At 65.4% G+C, this 18514-nt stretch carries 18 protein-coding genes and 1 tRNA gene; 17 read left to right on the top strand and 2 right to left on the bottom strand.

Annotation, left to right across the window (positions count from 1 at the left end; translation table 11 throughout):
* Positions 1-74 precede the first annotated feature (74 nt).
* Positions 75-1136 (top strand): tRNA (adenosine(37)-N6)-threonylcarbamoyltransferase complex transferase subunit TsaD, encoded by a 1062-nt coding sequence (gene tsaD / locus FHY06_RS11475; protein WP_019653401.1) that lies wholly within the window; start codon positions 75-77, stop codon positions 1134-1136.
* On the opposite strand, the gene FHY06_RS11470 is transcribed toward tsaD, so the two are convergent.
* Both FHY06_RS11470 and FHY06_RS11465 read right to left on the bottom strand, forming a co-directional pair.
* Positions 1072-1830 carry an alpha/beta fold hydrolase gene (locus FHY06_RS11470; protein ID WP_132750604.1) on the bottom strand — a complete coding sequence of 253 codons (759 nt, stop codon included), beginning with the start codon at positions 1828-1830 and terminating at the stop codon, positions 1072-1074. The two genes, tsaD and FHY06_RS11470, sit on opposite strands and share 65 nt — an antisense overlap.
* A 190-nt stretch (positions 1831-2020) precedes the next feature.
* The gene (locus FHY06_RS11465; RefSeq protein ID WP_019653399.1) at positions 2021-2392 is read right to left on the bottom strand and encodes an Hsp20/alpha crystallin family protein; all 372 of its coding nucleotides are present in this window, start codon (positions 2390-2392) and stop codon (positions 2021-2023) included.
* Between the two features lie 122 nt (positions 2393-2514).
* On the opposite strand from FHY06_RS11465, the gene FHY06_RS11460 reads away from it, so the two are divergent.
* The 16 genes from FHY06_RS11460 (at position 2515) to nuoH (ending at position 18508) form a co-directional block, all read left to right on the top strand.
* Positions 2515-3816 carry a branched-chain amino acid ABC transporter substrate-binding protein gene (locus tag FHY06_RS11460; RefSeq protein WP_184605120.1) on the top strand — a complete coding sequence of 434 codons (1302 nt, stop codon included), beginning with the start codon at positions 2515-2517 and terminating at the stop codon, positions 3814-3816.
* Between the two features lie 30 nt (positions 3817-3846).
* Positions 3847-5007: a pyridoxal phosphate-dependent aminotransferase gene (locus FHY06_RS11455; RefSeq protein ID WP_019653397.1), complete on the top strand. Its 1161-nt coding sequence runs from the start codon at positions 3847-3849 to the stop codon at positions 5005-5007.
* A 208-nt stretch (positions 5008-5215) separates the two neighbouring features.
* Positions 5216-5482, top strand: coding sequence for a 30S ribosomal protein S15 (rpsO, locus tag FHY06_RS11450; protein WP_007837783.1), 267 nt, complete (start codon positions 5216-5218; stop codon positions 5480-5482).
* Between the two features lie 205 nt (positions 5483-5687).
* Positions 5688-8006: a polyribonucleotide nucleotidyltransferase gene (gene pnp / locus FHY06_RS11445; RefSeq protein ID WP_019653396.1), complete on the top strand. Its 2319-nt coding sequence runs from the start codon at positions 5688-5690 to the stop codon at positions 8004-8006.
* A 105-nt stretch (positions 8007-8111) separates the two neighbouring features.
* Complete coding sequence (locus FHY06_RS11440) at positions 8112-9110, top strand: NAD(P)H-quinone oxidoreductase (protein ID WP_019653395.1); 999 nt, start codon at positions 8112-8114, stop codon at positions 9108-9110.
* 20 nt (positions 9111-9130) lie between these two features.
* The gene (tpiA, locus tag FHY06_RS11435; RefSeq protein WP_184605118.1) at positions 9131-9895 is read left to right on the top strand and encodes a triose-phosphate isomerase; all 765 of its coding nucleotides are present in this window, start codon (positions 9131-9133) and stop codon (positions 9893-9895) included.
* A gap of 37 nt (positions 9896-9932) precedes the next feature.
* Positions 9933-10334 (top strand): preprotein translocase subunit SecG, encoded by a 402-nt coding sequence (gene secG / locus FHY06_RS11430; RefSeq protein WP_019653393.1) that lies wholly within the window; start codon positions 9933-9935, stop codon positions 10332-10334.
* A 119-nt stretch (positions 10335-10453) separates the two neighbouring features.
* Positions 10454-10538: transfer RNA gene (locus FHY06_RS11425), tRNA-Leu, on the top strand.
* Positions 10539-10605: 67 nt separating this feature from the next.
* Positions 10606-10965 carry an NADH-quinone oxidoreductase subunit A gene (locus FHY06_RS11420; RefSeq protein WP_184605116.1) on the top strand — a complete coding sequence of 120 codons (360 nt, stop codon included), beginning with the start codon at positions 10606-10608 and terminating at the stop codon, positions 10963-10965.
* 15 nt (positions 10966-10980) lie between these two features.
* Positions 10981-11460: a NuoB/complex I 20 kDa subunit family protein gene (locus tag FHY06_RS11415; protein ID WP_007837763.1), complete on the top strand. Its 480-nt coding sequence runs from the start codon at positions 10981-10983 to the stop codon at positions 11458-11460.
* Between the two features lie 13 nt (positions 11461-11473).
* The gene (locus FHY06_RS11410) at positions 11474-12085 is read left to right on the top strand and encodes an NADH-quinone oxidoreductase subunit C (RefSeq protein WP_019653391.1); all 612 of its coding nucleotides are present in this window, start codon (positions 11474-11476) and stop codon (positions 12083-12085) included.
* Positions 12086-12090: 5 nt separating this feature from the next.
* Positions 12091-13344 (top strand): NADH-quinone oxidoreductase subunit D, encoded by a 1254-nt coding sequence (locus FHY06_RS11405; protein ID WP_019653390.1) that lies wholly within the window; start codon positions 12091-12093, stop codon positions 13342-13344.
* A gap of 10 nt (positions 13345-13354) precedes the next feature.
* On the top strand, positions 13355-13903 hold the full coding sequence (locus FHY06_RS11400; protein WP_019653389.1) for an NADH-quinone oxidoreductase subunit NuoE family protein: 549 nt from the start codon (positions 13355-13357) through the stop codon (positions 13901-13903).
* Positions 13903-15243 carry an NADH-quinone oxidoreductase subunit NuoF gene (nuoF, locus tag FHY06_RS11395; protein ID WP_019653388.1) on the top strand — a complete coding sequence of 447 codons (1341 nt, stop codon included), beginning with the start codon at positions 13903-13905 and terminating at the stop codon, positions 15241-15243. The genes FHY06_RS11400 and nuoF overlap by 1 nt, the downstream gene beginning before the upstream one ends.
* Positions 15244-15260: 17 nt before the next feature.
* Positions 15261-17432: an NADH-quinone oxidoreductase subunit NuoG gene (nuoG, locus tag FHY06_RS11390; RefSeq protein ID WP_019653387.1), complete on the top strand. Its 2172-nt coding sequence runs from the start codon at positions 15261-15263 to the stop codon at positions 17430-17432.
* Positions 17429-18508, top strand: coding sequence for an NADH-quinone oxidoreductase subunit NuoH (nuoH, locus tag FHY06_RS11385; RefSeq protein WP_221404234.1), 1080 nt, complete (start codon positions 17429-17431; stop codon positions 18506-18508). The genes nuoG and nuoH overlap by 4 nt, the downstream gene beginning before the upstream one ends.
* Positions 18509-18514: the final 6 nt, after the last annotated feature.

The following is an 18514-nucleotide window of genomic DNA, read 5'->3' as shown; positions in this document are numbered from 1 at the left end:
AGGCCAGGGCGCGGAAAGGCCGCCGCTTGCCCCTTCGCAGGCGCCGGGCGGGGGCCGCCGCCTACACTCGCGGCATGCTCTTGTTGGGAATCGAATCATCCTGCGACGAGACCGGCGTGGCGCTGGTCGAGTCGCAAGGCAACGCGCTGCCGGTGCTGCGTTCGCATGCGCTGCACAGCCAGATCGCCATGCACCAGGCCTACGGCGGCGTGGTGCCCGAGCTGGCCAGCCGCGACCACATCCGGCGCGTGCTGCCGCTGACCGAGACGGTCATGGCCGAAGCCGGCCGCTCGCTCGAAGAGATCGACGTGGTGGCATACACGCGCGGGCCTGGCCTCGCGGGCGCATTGCTGGTGGGGGCGGGCGTGGCCTGCGCACTGGGCGTGGCGCTGGGCAAGCCGGTGCTCGGGGTGCATCACCTCGAAGGACATCTGCTGTCGCCGTTCCTGAGTGCCGATCCGCCGGAATTTCCGTTCGTCGCGCTGCTGGTGTCCGGCGGCCACACGCAGCTGATGCGGGTGGACGGCGTGGGACGCTACGAGCTGCTGGGCGAAACCATCGACGACGCGGCCGGCGAGGCCTTCGACAAGAGTGCCAAGCTCATGGGCTTGCCGTACCCCGGCGGTCCTTGGCTCGCGAAGCTGGCCGAAGGCGGCGATGCAGCGGCCTTCAAGCTTCCACGGCCGCTGCTGCACAGCGGCGATCTCGACTTTTCCTTCGCCGGCCTGAAGACGGCGGTGCTCACGCAGGCAAAGAAGCTGGGCGAAGAACTCGAGCCGCGAAAGGCCGACCTGGCGGCGTCGACGCAGGCGGCCATCGTCGAAGTGCTTCTGAAGAAGTCGCTCGCGGCGCTGGAGCAGACCGGCCTCAAGCGGCTGGTGGTGGCCGGCGGCGTGGGCGCCAACAGGAGCCTGCGCGAGCAGCTGAATGCGGCTTGCGCGAAGCGCAAGGTGCGGGTGCACTACCCCGAGCTGCACCTGTGCACCGACAACGGCGCCATGATCGCGATGGCCGCCGCGATGCGACTGCAGTCGGGGCTGTCGCAGGCGAGCGAGCGCTATGCCTTCGACGTCAGACCGCGATGGCCCATGGCGTCGCTTTCGGTGCCTGATCAGCCGCTACCGGAGACTGCGTAATCGTTTGCTTCGGCGCCCTGCCGAGTGCGGGCAGCGGCAGAACTTCCAGCACGTTGCGCCAGAGCTGGCGCCATTGCGGCCAGTCGTGGCCGCCCTCGGTCGTGAAGACCTGCTCGGGCGGCAGGGCATCGGCCAGCAGCTTGTGGTTGCTAGCGAAACGGTCTTCCAGCCCGAAGCCGAGGTAGAGCCGCGGCAGGTTCTTCGACGACTTGGCCGACAGGTACTGCTGGAAGAAGGGCCACAGCTTGCGGTCCGGCTCCTCGTCGGGCTGCGGCCCGGTGGGCGCCTGCCAGGCGCGCAGGCCGCCGGCCTTTTTGATCTCCGCGCCGAGCACGCGCCGGCCCAGGTAGGGCGCGAGCGCCACGATGCCGTCCACCGAGCCCGGGCGCGCCAGTTCGTGGATCAGCGCGCCGAAGCCGCCGATCGAAATGCCCACGAGCCAGATCGACTTGTAGCCCTTGGCGCGCTGCGGTTCGATGACATCGGTGTGCAGGCTGTCGCACAGCGTCTGCTCGTAGTAGTAGGACACGTCCGCGTCCACCAGCAGCGCATCGGCTGCAAGGTGGCGTTCGCGCACGGCGGCAATGAAGCCTTCGCGCTCGAATTCGTCGGGTTTGAGGTACGCACCCGGCAGGAAAACCAGGAGCGTGTCGGACCGTTCGTCGGGATTGGCGGGCTGGAGATGAGTTTTCATGGTGCCTTGAAGGGGCACCCGAACCGCACCGTCGGGAACTCAGTGCGTTTACAAGACGCCCACGAAGAAGAAAGTTCTAAAAAAACGTCACATCATGTGACGTTAATCCAGCGCTATTGTGAATAAGGTGCTCGTTTAATGTCAAAAAACGAGCCTTACTAACATTTTCCTCTTGTGGGCTTAAGCCTGATTAGTTGATTTGCAACTGAGTCGCCTGGCTCACTGGCACCAGCTTGCCGAGCTTCAGCGTGAGCACGCCGTTCTCGAGCTTCGCTTCGCTGGCGGCCACGTCGATGTCCTGCGGCAGCTCGTAGGCAGCCTTGAACTGGCGCTTGGCTTCGGCCTTGCTCTCGATGCGCAGCACGGCGCCTTCGATGCTGATGGCGAGGTCTTCGCGCGCGAATCCCGGCACGTCGAGCGAGAGCGTCCAGCTCTTGTCGTCCTGCTCCACGAGCGGCGAACGGCGTGCACCGGCGAAGGCTTCGTTCACGAAGCGTTCGAACGAACGGTCATAGGCGCGGGGTGCGAAGCGGGCGGTGCGAAGGGTGGGGGCGAAAAACATGTGAGAACTCCTGAGTGAACACAATGGGGACAAGGAATGTGTGTCCCTTACACTGCGCGGCCGTTCCATCGTGAGTGCCGCTTGAGACCTCATCTAGGCGCAGCGGCACGCGTTTCAAGACAATGCATCCCCCCTTTAATTTGCGCCGCGAGACCTTGAAATTCGCGGCGCTGGCGCTATGCGCGAAGCCTTTCGCGGCGCTTGCGCAGGCCGTGGCTTCTGCGCCTGTCGCGCCCATCCGGCTCGCACTCATCGAAAGCATGAGCGGGCCCTTCGCCAACACCGGTGAGGCCGTCTTCCGCAACTTGCTGTGGGCCGTGGAGCGCGTGAATGCGCGCGGCGGCATCAGGCTGCCGGGCGTCGCTGGAGGCGCGCGGCCGCTGCAGCTCGACCGCTACGACAGCAAGGGACAGAACGAGGAAGCACTCTCCGCGCTGCGCGCCGCGCTCGACGACGGCGCGCGCATCGTGCTGCAGGGCAATTCGTCGGCCACTGCTGCGGCGCTGATCGATGCCATCGACAAGCACAACGATCGCGATCCTTCGCGGCGCGCGATCTTCCTCAACTATGCGGCGGTCGACCCGGCGCTCACCAACGAGCGCTGCAGCTTCTGGCACTTCCGCTTCGACGCGCATGCCGACATGCGCATGGCCGCGCTGATGGACGTGATGAAGGACGACGCGTCGCTCAAGCGCGTCTACCTGATCGGACAGGACTACAGCTTCGGCCAGGCCGTGCTGCGCGAGGCGCGCCGCCAGCTCGGCGCGCAGCGGCCCGACGTGGAGATCGTCGGCGACGAACTGCACCCCATGGGCAAGGTGAAGGACTTCTCGCCCTATGCCACGAAGATCATCGCCAGCGGCGCTCAGGCGGTGGTCACCGGCAACTGGGGCAACGACCTCACGCTGCTGGTGAAGGCCGCGCGCGAAGCGGGCTTCGGCGGCAGCTTCTACACCTTCTACGGCAATGCGCTGGGCGCGCCGGCCGCCATCGGCGATGCGGGCATCGGGCGCGTTGTGGCGGTGGCCGACTGGCTGCCCAACGTGCAGACGGCGCAGTCGGAGGCCTTCTACCGGGCCTTCCGCGCGCGTTTCCCGAAGCCCGCCGACGACTACGTGCACATGCGGCTGCAGCTCATGGTCGAGGCGCTCGTGCAGGCCATCGAACGCGCGGGCAGTGCCGATGCCTTGCCCGTGGCGCGCGCCCTCGAGCAGGCCGACGTCGGCATGTACGGCCAGCGCGGGCGCATGCGCGCGGCGGACCACCAGTTCCAGCAACAGCTGGTGGTGGGCGTGATGGACAGGCAGGGCAGGCCCGGCGTGCAGTTCGACGTGGAAGGCTCGGGCTATGGCTTTCGCGTCGTCAAGACCATCGCCCCCGAGCGCGCCGAGCTGCCGACCTCGTGCAAGATGAAGAGACCTTGAATCCGATGAAGAACAACAGGAACTGTCGACATGCGTGAAGCCATCCACAACCTCGAAGCATCGAAGATCCGCGAAGTCGCCAATGCCGGCATGGGCCGCAGCGACGTGCTGGCCTTCTGGTTCGGCGAGAGCGACGAAGTCACCCCCGAGGTGGTCCGCCAGGCGGCCATCGAATCGCTGCAGCGCGGCGAGACCTTCTATGCCCACAACCTCGGCCTGCCCGAGCTGCGCGAAGCCATCGCGCGCTATGCCAGCGGGCTGCACCCCAAGGTCGATGCCTCGCGCATCGCCGTCACCTCGGGCGGCGTGAGTGCGCTGATGCTGGCGGTGCAGGCGCTTGTCGATGCGGGCGACGAAGTGGTCGCCGTCACGCCGGTGTGGCCCAACCTGACGGCGCAGCCCGCGATCATGGGCGCGCATGTGCGCACGCTGCCGCTTGTGCCGGTGAACGGGCAGTGGACGCTCGACCTGCAGGCGCTGCGCGAAGCGGTCACGTCGAAGACGAAGCTGCTGATCGTCAACGCACCGAACAATCCCACGGGCTGGACCATGAGCCGCGACGAGCAGCAGGCCGTGCTCGACCACTGCCGCCAGACCGGCACCTGGATCCTGGCTGACGAGGTGTACGAACGGCTCTACTTCGAGCCCACCCCCAACGCCTGCGCCCCCAGCTTCCTCGACATCTCGAAGCCGGACGACCGGCTCGTGGTCACCCACAGCTTCTCCAAGAGCTTCCTCATGACCGGATGGCGCCTGGGCTGGCTGGTGCTGCCGCCGTCGATGGTGGATGGCATCGGCAAGCTGATCGAGTTCAACACCTCCTGCGCCAGCGTGTTCACGCAGCGCGCCGCCATTGCCGCCATCGAGCACACGGCGGAGATCACGCCACGCGTGGTGGCCCACCTGAAGCAGTGCCGCGACACGCTGGTGCCATTGCTGGCCGCGCTGCCGGGCGTGCAGGTGGCGCCGGCCAAGGGCGGCATGTATGCCTTCTTCCGCCTCGAAGGCTTCGGCGATTCGCTCGAGGTGGCCAAGCGGCTGGTGGCCGAGGCCGGCCTGGGGCTCGCGCCGGGCAACGCCTTCGCGCCCGAGGCGCAGGGCTGGCTGCGCTGGTGCTTCGCCTCGAAGGACCCGCAGCGGCTGGTGAAGGGCGTGGAGCGGCTGCGCGACTGGCTGGCGCGGCAGAAGTAGGAAACAGAAGAAGCAGGCAGGGCAGGACGGCACTCCGGCGCTGCGATTGGGTTCCCTCGACGGGGGGCTCCCGGCCGCGCGAAGGGGCACAAAAGCCCCGACGGGACGGTCGGGCTATAATTCCAAGGCTTTGCATGCCGCAAGGCGCACGGCGAGGGCAGTTCCAGCCCTTGCCGCAAGTCAAACACCCAGGAACAAGGAAATCAACATGATCGCAGCCTCCATCAAGGCCGAAGTTGTCAAGGACAACGCCCGTGCCGCCAACGACACCGGCAGCCCCGAAGTGCAAGTCGCACTGCTGACCGCCCGCATCAACGAGCTCACCCCCCACTTCAAGACGCACGCCAAGGACCACCACGGTCGCCGCGGCCTGCTGCGCATGGTGAGCCGCCGCCGCAAGCTCCTCGACTACCTGAAGTCCAAGGACGCCGACCGTTACACCGCGCTGATCGCCAAGCTGGGTCTGCGCAAGTAATCCAAATCGCATGAAGAAACGCCTGGGTTAGTCCGCTAGCTCAGGCGTTTTTTACTTCGCGATCCATTTTCGGAGTGCCCAAACAGAGCGAAGCTGTGTCATTCCAATGAAGTTCCCGCCGAGCTTCGCTGGAATGGCATCGTGTTCTGAGAAGCCTCCGTCACCTGCGGACTCCGTGTAGTTCGCTATCAAAACAGGAGCAAACATGAGCCTCTTCAACAAAGTCACCAAGTCGTTCCAATGGGGCGGCAAAACCGTCGTCATGGAAACGGGCGAAATCGCCCGCCAGGCCAGCGGCGCCGTGCTCGTCGACATCGAGGGCACCGTCATCCTCGCGACCGTTGTCGCCTCCAAGTCGGCCAAGCCCGGCCAGGACTTCTTCCCCCTGACCGTCGACTACATCGAGAAGACCTATGCCGCCGGCAAGATCCCCGGCAGCTTCTTCAAGCGCGAAGCCAAGCCCAGCGAGCACGAAACGCTGACCAGCCGCCTGATCGACCGCCCGATCCGCCCGCTGTTCCCCGAAGGCTTCCTGAACGAAGTGCACGTGGTCGTGCACACGATCTCGCTGAACCCCGAAGTCGACGCCGACATCGCCGCCATGATCGGCGTGAGCGCCGCGCTGTCGATCTCCGGCGTGCCGTTCAACGGCCCGATCGGCGCTGCGCGCGTGGGCTACATCAACGGCCAGTACGTGCTGAACCCGGGCCAGACCGCCCGCAAGGATTCGCAGATGGACCTGGTGGTGGCCGGCACGCAAGCCGCCGTGCTGATGGTCGAATCCGAAGCCCTGCAGCTGAGCGAAGAAGTGATGCTCGGTGGCGTGGTGTTCGGCCACGAGCAGGCCAACATCGCGATCGACGCGATCCATGAACTCGTGCGCGACGCCGGCAAGCCCGTGTGGGACTGGCAGCCGCCCGCCGAAGACGAAGCCTTCGTCGCCAAGGTCAAGGGCCTGGCCGAGGACAAGCTGCGCGCCGTCTATCAAATCCGCAGCAAGCAGGCCCGTACGCAGGCCCTGCGCGAAGCCAACGCCAGCGTGCTCGAGGCCCTGAAGGCCGAAGGCGTCGAATTCGACTCCGGCAAGGTCTCCGACCTGCTGTTCGCCATCGAATCGAAGATCGTGCGCAGCCAGATCCTGTCGGGCGAGCCGCGCATCGACGGCCGCGACACCCGCACCGTGCGCCCCATCGAGATCCGCAACTCGGTGCTGCCCCGCACCCACGGTTCGGCCCTGTTCACGCGTGGCGAGACGCAGGCGCTGGTCGTGACCACGCTGGGCACCGAACGCGACGCGCAGCGCATCGATGCGCTGGCCGGCGAGTACGAAGACCGCTTCCTGTTCCACTACAACATGCCTCCCTTCGCCACCGGTGAAGTGGGCCGCATGGGCTCCACCAAGCGCCGCGAAGTGGGCCACGGCCGCCTGGCCAAGCGCGCGCTGGTCGCAGTGCTGCCGAACAAGGAAGAGTTCCCCTACACGGTCCGCGTGGTGTCGGAGATCACCGAGTCGAACGGCTCGTCGTCGATGGCATCGGTGTGCGGCGGTTGCCTCTCGATGATGGACGCCGGCGTGCCCATGAAGGCGCACGTGGCGGGCATCGCCATGGGCCTGATCAAGGAAGACAACCGCTTCGCGGTGCTGACCGACATCCTGGGCGACGAAGATCACCTGGGCGACATGGACTTCAAGGTGGCCGGCACGACCAACGGCATCACCGCCTTGCAGATGGACATCAAGATCCAGGGCATCACCAAGGAAATCATGCAGGTCGCGCTGGCGCAGGCCAAGGAAGCGCGCATGCACATCCTCGGCAAGATGCAGGAAGCGATGGGCGAGGCCAAGGCCGACGTGTCGCAGTTCGCACCGCGCCTGACCACGCTGAAGATCAACCCCGAGAAGATCCGCGACGTGATCGGCAAGGGCGGGGCGGTCATCCGCGGCCTGCAGGAAGAGACCGGCACGACGATCAACATCGACGAGGACGGCACCATCACCATCGCCTCGACCGATCCGGAAAAGGCCGAGATGGCCAAGAAGCGCATCGAGCAGATCACGGCCGAGGTCGAGATCGGCAAGGTGTACGAAGGCCCGGTCACGAAGATCCTGGACTTCGGTGCGCTCGTGAACCTGCTGCCCGGCAAGGACGGCCTGCTGCACATCAGCCAGATCGCGCACGAGCGCGTCGAGAAAGTGACCGACTACCTGAGCGAAGGCCAGATCGTGAAGGTCAAGGTTCTCGAAACCGACGACAAGGGCCGCGTGAAGCTGTCCATGAAGGCCCTGACCGAGCGTCCGGCCGGCATGGAGTTCAGCGAGCGTCCCCCGCGCGAAGAGCGCGGCGAGCGTCGTGAGCGTGGCGACCGCGGAGACCGTGGTGATCGCGGCGAGCGTGGTGGTGACCGCGGCGGCGATCGCGGCGAACGCGCGCCTCGCTTCAACGAACAGCAGCAACAGCCGCGCAGCGAAGCGCCGGCCGGCGAGCAGCCGCAGCAGCAAGCTCCGCGCGAGCCTCAGGAGTAAGAAGGGTGCGAGCGTGGCGGCTGTGCATGCAGCCGCCATTGCCGCCTCTTCATCTTTTGAACGTCAAGCTGCGCCCCATCTGCGGGCGCTGGAGGCCGAAAGACCATGAAAGCCATTGAAATCACTTCGTACGGCGCCCCCGAGGTGCTGCGCGTCGCCGAGCGCCCCGACCCCGTCGCGGGCGCCGGCGAACTGCTGATCCGCGTCGCTGCGAGTGGCGTCAATCGCCCCGACGTGCTGCAGCGCAAGGGGCACTACCCGGTGCCGCCGGGCGCCTCCGATCTGCCGGGCCTCGAAGTGGCTGGCGAGATCGTGTCGGGTGATGCCGCGGCGCTGGCCGAGGCCGGCTTCAAGGTCGGCGACCGCGTCTGCGCGCTGATCGCGGGTGGCGGCTATGCCGAGCTGTGCGTGGCGCCCGTGGCCCAGTGCCTGCCGGTGCCCAAGGGCTGGAGCGACATCGAGGCTGCTTCGCTGCCCGAGACCTTCTTCACCGTCTGGAGCAACGTGTTCGAACGCGGTCGCCTCCAGAAGGGTGAGACGCTGCTGATCCAGGGTGGCTCCAGCGGCATCGGCGTCACGGCGATCCAGATCGCCAAGGCGCTCGGTGCGACGGTGATCGTCACCGCCGGCAGCGACGACAAGTGCGATGCCTGCAGGAAGCTCGGCGCCGACCACGCCATCAACTACCGCACCAGCGACTTCGTCGAAGAGGCGAAGAAGCTGACCGGCGGCAAGGGTGTGGACGTGGTGCTCGACATGGTCGCCGGCGACTACGTGGCACGCGAGATCGAATGCCTGGCCGAGGACGGCCGGCTGGTGATCATCGCGGTGCAGGGCGGTGTGAAGAGCGAGATCAATGCGGGCCTCGTGCTGCGCAGGCGTCTCACGATCACCGGCTCGACGCTGCGTCCGCGGCCCGTTGCGTTCAAGGGCGCCATTGCCAAGGCGCTGCGCGAGAAGGTGTGGCCGCTGCTGGAGAGCGGTGCGATCAAGCCCGTGATCCACAGCACCTTTGCTGCAGCGGGCGAGCCCAGCGGCGCGGCCCAGGCTCATGCGCTGATGGAATCGAACCAGCACATCGGCAAGATCGTGCTGACGTGGTGAGCAATGACAAGAAGAATGCGATGACGACCAAGAAGAAATTGATCGCCGGCAACTGGAAGATGAACGGCAGCCTGGCTGCCAACGAGGCGCTGGTGAAGGCCCTCCAGCAGGGCCTGGCCGCGAATCCGGCCGTTTGCGACGTGGCGCTTTGCGCGCCCGCTCCGTATTTCGCGCAGCTGCAGTCGCTGCTGGCCGGCTCGCCGGCCATCGCGCTCGGTGCACAGGACGTCTCTGCGCACCCGCAAGGTGCGTTCACGGGCGAGCAGTCGGCGGCGATGCTGAAGGATTTCGGCGTGCGCTATGCGATCGTCGGCCACTCCGAGCGTCGCCAGTACCACGGCGAGACCGACGAGGTGGTTGCCGCCAAGACCGCAGCGGCGCTGGCCAACGGCATCACGCCGATCGTCTGCGTCGGCGAGACGCTGGCTCAGCGCGAAGCAGAGCAGACCGAAGAGGTGGTGAAGCGTCAGCTGGCTGCCGTCATTCACGTGAACGGCCATTGCATCAGCGAGATCGTGGTGGCCTATGAGCCCGTCTGGGCCATCGGCACCGGCAAGACTGCCACGCCCGAGCAGGCGCAGGCGGTGCACGCGGTGCTGCGTGCGCAGCTGCATCATGCGGCCAGCGAACACGCGGCCGGCATCCGCATTCTCTATGGCGGCAGCATGAACGCGGCGAACGCGGCCCAGTTGCTGGCGCAGGCCGACATCGATGGCGGCCTCATCGGCGGCGCATCGCTCAAGGCGCCCGATTTTCTGCAGATCATTTCCGCCGCTGCGCACTGAGCGCGCAACGGTTGCATCAAGTTAGGAGTAAGAACGAATGAACGTGGTCCTCAACCTTCTGGTCGGCGTGCAGATGCTTGCAGCACTCGCGATGATCGGCCTCATCCTCATCCAGCACGGCAAGGGCGCCGACATGGGCGCGGCCTTCGGCAGCGGCAGTGCGGGCAGCCTTTTCGGTGCCAGCGGCAGTGCCAACTTCCTGTCGCGCACCACCGCAGTGCTTGCGGCCGTGTTCTTCGCGTGCACGCTGCTGCTGGCCTACTTCAGCCATGCGCGTCCTGCTGGCGGTGGCAGTCTTCTGGAGCGCGCAGCAGTGGGTGCGCCCGCTGCTCCTGCCTCTGGTGCGGCCAACGAGATCCCCGGTGCGGCAGCTCCGAATGCTCCTGCTTCGGCTCCTGCAGCCCCTGTTTCGGGTGCGGGGCAGATTCCGAGCAAGTAATCAACTCGTTTTCATGAGTTGCCCGTGAGAAATGGCTCCATTTCAGGGTAAACTCTAAATCTGTTCGGAAAGCCAAATTCCTCTTGCAGGTACCTCATGCCATCCGAACAGCAAAAACCGCGGTCGTGGTGAAATTGGTAGACACGCTATCTTGAGGGGGTAGTGGCGAAAGCTGTGCGAGTTCGAGTCTCGCCGACCGCACCAAATCTCATCGGCGGAAAACCTCATTCAGAGGTTCTTCCTGCCGGTGGCAAGCGGTGAAAAACTCTCGATGAATCTCGACTCCTACCTCCCCGTCCTTTTGTTCATTCTGGTCGGAGTCGGCGTAGGCGTCGCCCCTCAGGTCATCGGATACATTCTCGGCCCCAATCGGCCCGACACCGCGAAGAACTCCCCCTACGAGTGTGGCTTTGAGGCCTTCGAGGATGCGCGCATGAAGTTCGACGTGCGCTACTACCTCGTTGCGATTCTCTTCATCCTGTTCGACCTCGAAATCGCATTTCTCTTCCCGTGGGCTATTGCGCTCAAGGAGATCGGTGTCGTCGGCTTCTGGGCCATGATGATCTTTCTCGCCATCCTCGTCGTGGGCTTCGCCTACGAGTGGAAAAAGGGCGCGCTCGACTGGGAATGACAAGGAAGAAACACGATGGCCATTGAAGGCGTTCTCAAAGAAGGTTTCGTCACCACGACCTACGACTCGGTCGTCAACTGGGCGAAAACCGGTTCTCTCTGGCCGATGACTTTCGGTCTCGCATGCTGTGCGGTGGAGATGATGCACGCGGGTGCCGCGCGCTACGACATCGACCGCTTCGGCATGCTGTTCCGGCCGAGCCCGCGCCAGTCCGACCTGATGATCGTGGCGGGCACGCTGTGCAACAAGATGGCGCCGGCGCTGCGCAAGGTCTATGACCAGATGCCCGAGCCGCGATGGGTTCTCTCGATGGGTTCGTGCGCGAATGGCGGTGGCTACTACCACTACAGCTATTCCGTCGTGCGCGGTTGCGACCGCATCGTGCCGGTCGACGTCTACGTGCCGGGTTGCCCGCCCACCGCCGAGGCCTTGCTCTACGGCGTGATCCAGCTGCAGCAGAAGATTCGCCGCACCAACACCATTGCCCGCGCCTGAGGGATTGCCGACGATGACTGACTTTGCAATTTCGCCGGAGGTGCTGCGCGCCACCGTCGCCGAGACGCTCGGCGCCAAGGCCAAGAGCGTGACCGTCGCACTCGACGAGGTGAATGTGGTGGTCGGCGCTGCCGACTACCTCGAAGCTGCATTGCTGCTGCGCGATGCGCCCGGCTGCCGCTTCGAGCAGCTGATCGACCTGTGCGGCATGGATTATTCCGACTACCGTGAAGGCGAATGGCAGGGCGAGCGCTACGGCGTGGTCTCCCATCTGCTGTCGGTGAGCCTCAACCAGCGCGTGCGCCTGACGGTGTTTGCGCCGAGCGACGATTTCCCGGTTGTCGATTCGCTGCAATCGGTGTGGAACTCCGCCACCTGGTTCGAGCGCGAAGCATTCGACCTCTACGGCATCGTTTTCGAAGGCCACGACGACCTGCGTCGCCTGCTGACCGACTACGGCTTCATCGGCCACCCGTTCCGCAAGGATTTCCCGGTGTCGGGTCACGTCGAGATGCGCTACGACGAAGAGCAGAAGCGCGTGGTCTACCAGCCGGTTTCCATCGAGCCGCGTGAAATCACCCCGCGCGTGATCCGCGAAGACAACTACGGCAGCGGCTTGCACTGACTGATATGGCCGAAATCAAGAACTACACACTCAACTTCGGTCCCCAGCATCCGGCGGCGCACGGCGTGCTGCGCCTGGTGCTCGAGCTGGACGGCGAAGTCATCCAGCGCGCCGACCCGCACATCGGCCTGCTGCATCGCGCGACCGAGAAGCTCGCCGAGACGCGGACCTTCATTCAGTCGCTGCCGTACATGGACCGTCTCGACTACGTGTCGATGATGAGCAACGAGCACGCCTACTGCCTCGCCATCGAGCGCATGCTGGGTCTGGAAGTGCCCGAGCGCGCGCAGTACATCCGCGTGATGTTCGCCGAGATCACCCGCCTGCTCAACCACCTGCTGTGGCTCGGCGCGCACGGTCTGGACTGCGGTGCGATGAACATGCTCATCTACTGCTTCCGCGAGCGCGAAGACCTGTTCGACATGTACGAAGCCGTCTCCGGTGCGCGCATGCACGCGGCGTACTTCCGTCCGGGCGGCGTCTATCGCGATCTGCCCGACGCGATGCCGCGCTACAAGGCCAGCAAGATCAAGAATGCGAAGGCGATCGAGAAGCTCAACGAGAACCGCCAGGGCTCGCTGCTCGACTTCGTCGACGACTTCTGCAAGCGCTTCCCGAAGATGGTTGACGAGTACGAGACGCTGCTCACCGACAACCGCATCTGGAAGCAGCGCACCGTGGGCATCGGCGTGGTTTCGCCGGAGCGCGCGCTGAACCTCGGCTTCACCGGCCCCATGCTGCGCGGCTCGGGCATCGAATGGGACCTGCGCAAGAAGCAGCCCTACGACGTCTACGACCGCATGCAGTTCGACGTGCCCGTGGGCAAGACCGGCGACTGCTATGACCGCTATCTGGTCCGCGTCGAGGAGATGCGCCAGGCCAACCGGATCATCCAGCAGTGCGCGGCCTGGCTGCGCGCCAACCCCGGTCCTGTCATCACCGACAACCACAAGGTCGCCGCGCCTGCGCGCGAATCGATGAAGGCGAACATGGAGGAGCTGATCCACCATTTCAAGCTCTTCACCGAAGGCTTTCACGTGCCCGAAGGCCAGGCCTATGCCGCCGTCGAGCATCCGAAGGGCGAGTTCGGCATCTATCTGGTGAGCGACGGCGCCAACAAGCCGTACCGCCTGAAGATCCGCGCCCCTGGTTTTCCGCACCTCGCCGCCCTCGACGAAATGTCGCGCGGTCACATGATCGCCGACGCTGTCGCGGTGATCGGCACGATGGACATCGTGTTCGGCGAGATCGACAGGTGAGAAAGAGCGAATGACGACTTCCTCGACCCACCATGACACGGCGCCCTCGGCGCCGTTGAAGCCTGAGATCCTCGAACGCTTTGCGCGCGAGGTGGCGAAATACCCCGAAGCGGGCAAGCAGTCGGCCGTGATGGCCTGCCTGTCCATCGTCCAGCAGGACGAGGGCTACGTCAGCCTGCAGCGCGAGCGCGAGATCGCCGAGTACCTCGGCATGGCGCCCATCGCCGTGCACGAGGTGACGACCTTCTACAACATGTACAACCAGCATCCGGTGGGCAAGTTCAAGCTCAACGTGTGCACCAACCTGCCTTGCCAGCTGCGCGACGGCGTCACGGCCCTCGTGCACCTCGAGAAGAAGCTCGGCATCAAGATGGGCGAGACCACGCCCGACGGCCTGTTCACCCTGCAGCAGAGCGAATGCCTGGGCGCCTGCGCCGATTCGCCCGTGATGCTGGTCAACGACCGCACGATGTGCAGCTTCATGAGCAACGAGAAGCTCGACCAGCTGGTCGACGGCCTGCGCAACGCCGCGCCGGCCACCAAGGGGGAGGCTTCCTGATGTCACCCGAACAAGTGCTCCAGCAGTTCCAGGCGACGGGCGTCCAGACCTGTTTCCATGACCGCCACATCGAGCCGCAGATCTATGCCGGCCTCGACGGCACCAACTGGCGCCTGGCCGACTACGAGGCGCGCGGCGGCTACCAGGCCCTGCGCAAGATCCTGACCGAGGGCCTCACGCCCGACCAGGTGATCGCCGAGGTCAAGGCCTCCGGCCTGCGCGGCCGCGGCGGTGCGGGTTTCCCGACCGGCCTGAAGTGGAGCTTCATGCCCCGCCAGTTCCCGGGCCAGAAGTACCTCGTCTGCAATTCCGACGAAGGCGAGCCGGGTACGTGCAAGGACCGCGACATCCTGCAGTTCAACCCGCACATCGTGATCGAGGGCATGGCCATCGCCGCGTATGCGATGGGCATCAGCGTGGGCTACAACTACATCCACGGCGAGATCTTCCAGACCTACGACCGCTTCGAGGAAGCCCTCGAAGAGGCGCGCGCCGCGGGCTACCTCGGCGACAAGATCATGGGCAGCACGTACAACTTCCAGTTGCACGCGGCCCATGGCTTCGGTGCCTACATCTGCGGCGAGGAAACCGCGCTGCTCGAATCGCTGGAAGGCAAGAAGGGCCAGCCGCGCTTCAAGCCGCCGTTCCCCGCGAGCTTCGGCCTGTACGGCAAGCCGACTACCATCAACAATACCGAGACCTTCGCTGCGGTGCCCTGGATCATCCGCAACGGCGGCCAGGCCTACCTCGAATGCGGCAAGCCGAACAACGGCGGCACCAAGATCTACTCGGTGAGCGGTGACGTCGAGCTGCCCGGCAACTACGAAGTCCCGATGGGCACGCCGTTCTCCAAGCTCCTGGAGCTGGCCGGCGGCGTTCGCAAGGGCCGCACGCTGAAGGCGGTGATTCCCGGCGGTTCGTCCGCTCCGGTTCTGCCTGCGTCGATCATGATGGAATGCACGATGGACTACGACTCCATCTCCAAGGCCGGCTCCATGCTGGGCTCGGGCGCGGTCATCGTCATGGACGACAGCCGCTCGATGGTCGAGTCGCTGCGCCGCCTGTCGTACTTCTACATGCACGAGTCCTGCGGCCAGTGCACGCCCTGCCGCGAAGGCACGGGCTGGCTCTACCGCGTGGTGGACCGCATCCACAACGGGCAGGGCAGGGCGTCCGACATGGACCTGCTGAACTCGGTGGCCGACAACATCCAGGGCCGCACGATCTGCGCTCTCGGCGACGCGGCGGCGATGCCGGTGCGCGCCATGATCAAGCATTTCCGTCACGAGTTCGAGGCCCTGATCCCGGGCTACGTACCGAAAGCGCCCGTCAAGGCCTGAGCGCGAGAAACACACATATGGTTGAAATCGAACTCGACGGCAAGAAGGTCGAAGTCGCCGAAGGCAGCATGGTCATGCATGCGGCCGACAAGGCCGGCACGTACATTCCGCACTTCTGCTATCACAAGAAACTGAGCATCGCGGCCAACTGCCGCATGTGCCTCGTGGACGTGGAGAAGGCGCCCAAGCCGATGCCGGCCTGCGCCACGCCCGTCACGCAGGGCATGATCGTCCGCACCAAGAGCGAGAAGGCCATCAAGGCGCAGCAGTCGGTCATGGAGTTCCTCCTGATCAACCACCCGCTGGATTGCCCCATCTGCGACCAGGGCGGTGAATGCCAGCTGCAGGATCTGGCCGTCGGCTACGGCGGCTCCTCTTCGCGCTACGAAGAGGAAAAGCGCGTCGTCTTCCACAAGGACGTCGGCCCGCTGATCAGCATGGAAGAGATGAGCCGCTGCATCCACTGCACGCGCTGCGTCCGTTTCGGCCAGGAAGTGGCCGGCGTGATGGAGCTCGGCATGTCGAACCGCGGCGAGCACTCCGAAATCGAAACCTTCGTGGGCGAATCGGTCGACTCCGAGCTCTCGGGCAACATGATCGACATCTGCCCGGTCGGCGCGCTCACGAGCAAGCCCTTCCGCTACAGCGCTCGCACCTGGGAACTCTCGCGCCGCAAGTCGGTGAGCCCGCACGACTCCACCGGCGCCAACCTGATCGTCCAGGTCAAGAACAACCGCGTGATGCGCGTGGTGCCGCTCGAGAACGAAGACGTCAACGAATGCTGGATCGCCGACCGCGACCGCTTCTCGTACGAAGCGCTCAACGGCCCCGAGCGCCTGACGCAGCCCATGCTGAAGCAGGGCGGCCAATGGCAGCAGGTGGACTGGCAGACGGCACTCGAGTACGTCGCCAACGGCCTCAAGCAGATCAAGGCCGACCACGGCGCGCAGAGCATCGGCACGCTGGTCAGCCCGCACAGCACCCTCGAGGAGCTGCAGCTCGCGACCATGCTCACGCGTGAGCTCGGCAGCGACAACATCGACTACCGCCTGCGCAACGCCGAATTCGCGGCCTTCGAAGGCGTGCGCTGGCTCGGCACCTCGATCGCTTCGCTGACGCAAGTGCAGCGCGCGCTGGTCGTGGGCTCGAACCTGCGCAAGGAACACCCGCTGTTCGCGCAGCGCATCCGCCAGGCCGTGCGCAAGGGCGCCGCGCTGTCGGTGATCACCTCGGCCAGCCTGATGGCCGACCGCGACGCCTGGGCCATCAACGTGGCGCAGTCGAGCATCGTCGATGCCGGCCAGTGGGTCGAGGCGCTTGCCGCAGTGGCAGCCGCCATCGGCGAAACCAACGGCGCAGCCTCTCCGCTGGCGCCGAAGAATGCCCCCGACGCAGCCGCCAAGGCGATCGCTGCCTCGCTGCTGAGCGGCGAGCGCAAGGCGATCCTGCTCGGCAATGCCGCCGCGCACCATGCCCAGGCCAGCAGCCTGCTGGCACTGGCGAACTGGATCGGCGCGCAGACCGGCGCGACCGTCGGCTACCTGACCGAAGCCGCCAACACCGTGGGCGCGCAGGTCGTCGGCGCATTCCCGAAGAACGGCGGCCTCGATGCCGGCCGCATGCTCGCCGCCGGTTCCGGACTGAAGGCCGTGATGCTGCTGAACACCGAACCCGTGTTCGACTCGGCAGCCGGCGCCGCTGCTGCCGATGTCATCGGCAATGCGCAGATGGTCGTCACGCTGAGCCCCTTCAAGGCCAACCTCGAGTTCAGCGACGTGCTGCTTCCGATCGCCCCGTTCACCGAAACGCCCGGCACCTTCATCAATGCCGAGGGCCGCGTCCAGAGTTTCCACGCCGTGGTGAAGCCCCTGGGCGAGACCCGCCCGGCCTGGAAGGTGCTGCGCGTGCTTGCCAACCTGCTGGGCCTGCCTGGCTTCGCGTTCGAATCGACCGCTGAAGTGCTGGCCGCCGTCGGCGAAAACGGCGCGGTGCCCGCGAATGCGCTGAGCAACGCCACGTCCGCGAACGCGGTGGCTTCCGAAGGTGCAGCCGCTGCCCCGGTGGTCGCGAGCATCTACCAGCTGGATTCGATCGTGCGCCGTGCACCGTCGCTCCAACTGACTGCCGACGCGCGCAATGCGCTGGCCGGCTCGAACGTGTCGGCTGGTGCCGAGGAGGCACTGGCATGATCGTCGACACCATTCACGGCTTCGGCCAGGGCCTGGTGGCCGCGGGCTGGTGGACCGGCGTGGTCTGGCCCGTGGTCTGGACGCTGATCAAGATCATCGTCGTGGTCATTCCGCTGATGCTGGCCGTGGCCTATCTCACGCTGTGGGAGCGCAAGGCCATCGGCTTCACGCAGATCCGCATCGGCCCGAACCGCATCGGCCCGCTGGGCCTGCTCCAGCCGATCGCCGACGCGCTCAAGCTGATGACCAAGGAAATCATCCTTCCGACGGTCGCCAACAAGGGCCTGTTCCTGCTCGGCCCGATCATGACCATCATGCCGGCGCTCGCCGCATGGGCGGTGATTCCCTTCGGCCCCGACGTGGCGCTGGCCAACATCAACGCCGGCCTGCTGTTCGTGATGGCCATCACCTCGCTCGAGGTGTACGGCGTGATCATCGCCGGCTGGGCATCGAACTCGAAGTACGCCTTCCTGGGCGCGCTGCGTGCCTCGGCACAGATGGTGAGCTACGAAATCGCGATGGGCTTCTGCTTCGTCGTGGTGCTGATGGTCACCGGCAGCCTGAACATGACCGAGATCGTCAACGTTCAGGGCAAGGGCATGTTCGCCAACACGGGCGTCGGCTTCCTGTCGTGGAACTGGCTGCCGCTGCTGCCGATCTTCGTCGTCTACTTCATCTCGGGCCTCGCCGAAACCAACCGCCACCCCTTCGACGTGGTGGAAGGCGAATCCGAAATCGTGGCCGGCCACATGATCGAGTACTCGGGAATGAGCTTCGCGATGTTCTTCCTGGCCGAGTACGCCAACATGTGGCTCGTCTCGATCCTGACCGTGGTGCTGTTCCTCGGCGGGTGGCTGCCGCCGTTCGAGTTCCTGAGCTTCATCCCGGGCTGGATCTGGCTGGGCCTCAAGACCTTCTGCGTGGTCACCATGTTCCTGTGGGTGCGTTCGACGTTCCCGCGCTTCCGCTATGACCAGATCATGCGTCTGGGCTGGAAGATCTTCATTCCCGTCACGCTCGTGTGGCTGGTCGTGGTCGGTGGCTGGATGCAGACGCCGTTCAACATCTGGAAATAACAGGGA

Source organism: Variovorax atrisoli, from assembly GCF_014195185.1.
In the GTDB taxonomy this organism is placed as follows: domain Bacteria; phylum Pseudomonadota; class Gammaproteobacteria; order Burkholderiales; family Burkholderiaceae_C; genus Variovorax; species Variovorax atrisoli.
The sequence above is the reverse complement of the archived record's forward strand: the minus strand, read 5'-3'. Positions and strand labels throughout refer to the sequence as shown.

Coding starts and splice junctions, on each gene's coding strand:
- FHY06_RS11470 (WP_132750604.1), bottom strand. CDS start 1,830: ATGAAAACTCATCTCCAGCCCGCCAATCCCGACGAACGGTCCGACACG.
- FHY06_RS11465 (WP_019653399.1), bottom strand. CDS start 2,392: ATGTTTTTCGCCCCCACCCTTCGCACCGCCCGCTTCGCACCCCGCGCC.
- rpsO (WP_007837783.1), top strand. CDS start 5,216: ATGATCGCAGCCTCCATCAAGGCCGAAGTTGTCAAGGACAACGCCCGT.
- FHY06_RS11455 (WP_019653397.1), top strand. CDS start 3,847: ATGCGTGAAGCCATCCACAACCTCGAAGCATCGAAGATCCGCGAAGTC.
- FHY06_RS11460 (WP_184605120.1), top strand. CDS start 2,515: ATGCATCCCCCCTTTAATTTGCGCCGCGAGACCTTGAAATTCGCGGCG.
- tpiA (WP_184605118.1), top strand. CDS start 9,131: ATGACGACCAAGAAGAAATTGATCGCCGGCAACTGGAAGATGAACGGC.
- secG (WP_019653393.1), top strand. CDS start 9,933: ATGAACGTGGTCCTCAACCTTCTGGTCGGCGTGCAGATGCTTGCAGCA.
- FHY06_RS11415 (WP_007837763.1), top strand. CDS start 10,981: ATGGCCATTGAAGGCGTTCTCAAAGAAGGTTTCGTCACCACGACCTAC.
- FHY06_RS11410 (WP_019653391.1), top strand. CDS start 11,474: ATGACTGACTTTGCAATTTCGCCGGAGGTGCTGCGCGCCACCGTCGCC.
- pnp (WP_019653396.1), top strand. CDS start 5,688: ATGAGCCTCTTCAACAAAGTCACCAAGTCGTTCCAATGGGGCGGCAAA.
- FHY06_RS11400 (WP_019653389.1), top strand. CDS start 13,355: ATGACGACTTCCTCGACCCACCATGACACGGCGCCCTCGGCGCCGTTG.
- nuoF (WP_019653388.1), top strand. CDS start 13,903: ATGTCACCCGAACAAGTGCTCCAGCAGTTCCAGGCGACGGGCGTCCAG.
- nuoG (WP_019653387.1), top strand. CDS start 15,261: ATGGTTGAAATCGAACTCGACGGCAAGAAGGTCGAAGTCGCCGAAGGC.
- FHY06_RS11420 (WP_184605116.1), top strand. CDS start 10,606: ATGAATCTCGACTCCTACCTCCCCGTCCTTTTGTTCATTCTGGTCGGA.
- tsaD (WP_019653401.1), top strand. CDS start 75: ATGCTCTTGTTGGGAATCGAATCATCCTGCGACGAGACCGGCGTGGCG.
- FHY06_RS11405 (WP_019653390.1), top strand. CDS start 12,091: ATGGCCGAAATCAAGAACTACACACTCAACTTCGGTCCCCAGCATCCG.
- nuoH (WP_221404234.1), top strand. CDS start 17,429: ATGATCGTCGACACCATTCACGGCTTCGGCCAGGGCCTGGTGGCCGCG.
- FHY06_RS11440 (WP_019653395.1), top strand. CDS start 8,112: ATGAAAGCCATTGAAATCACTTCGTACGGCGCCCCCGAGGTGCTGCGC.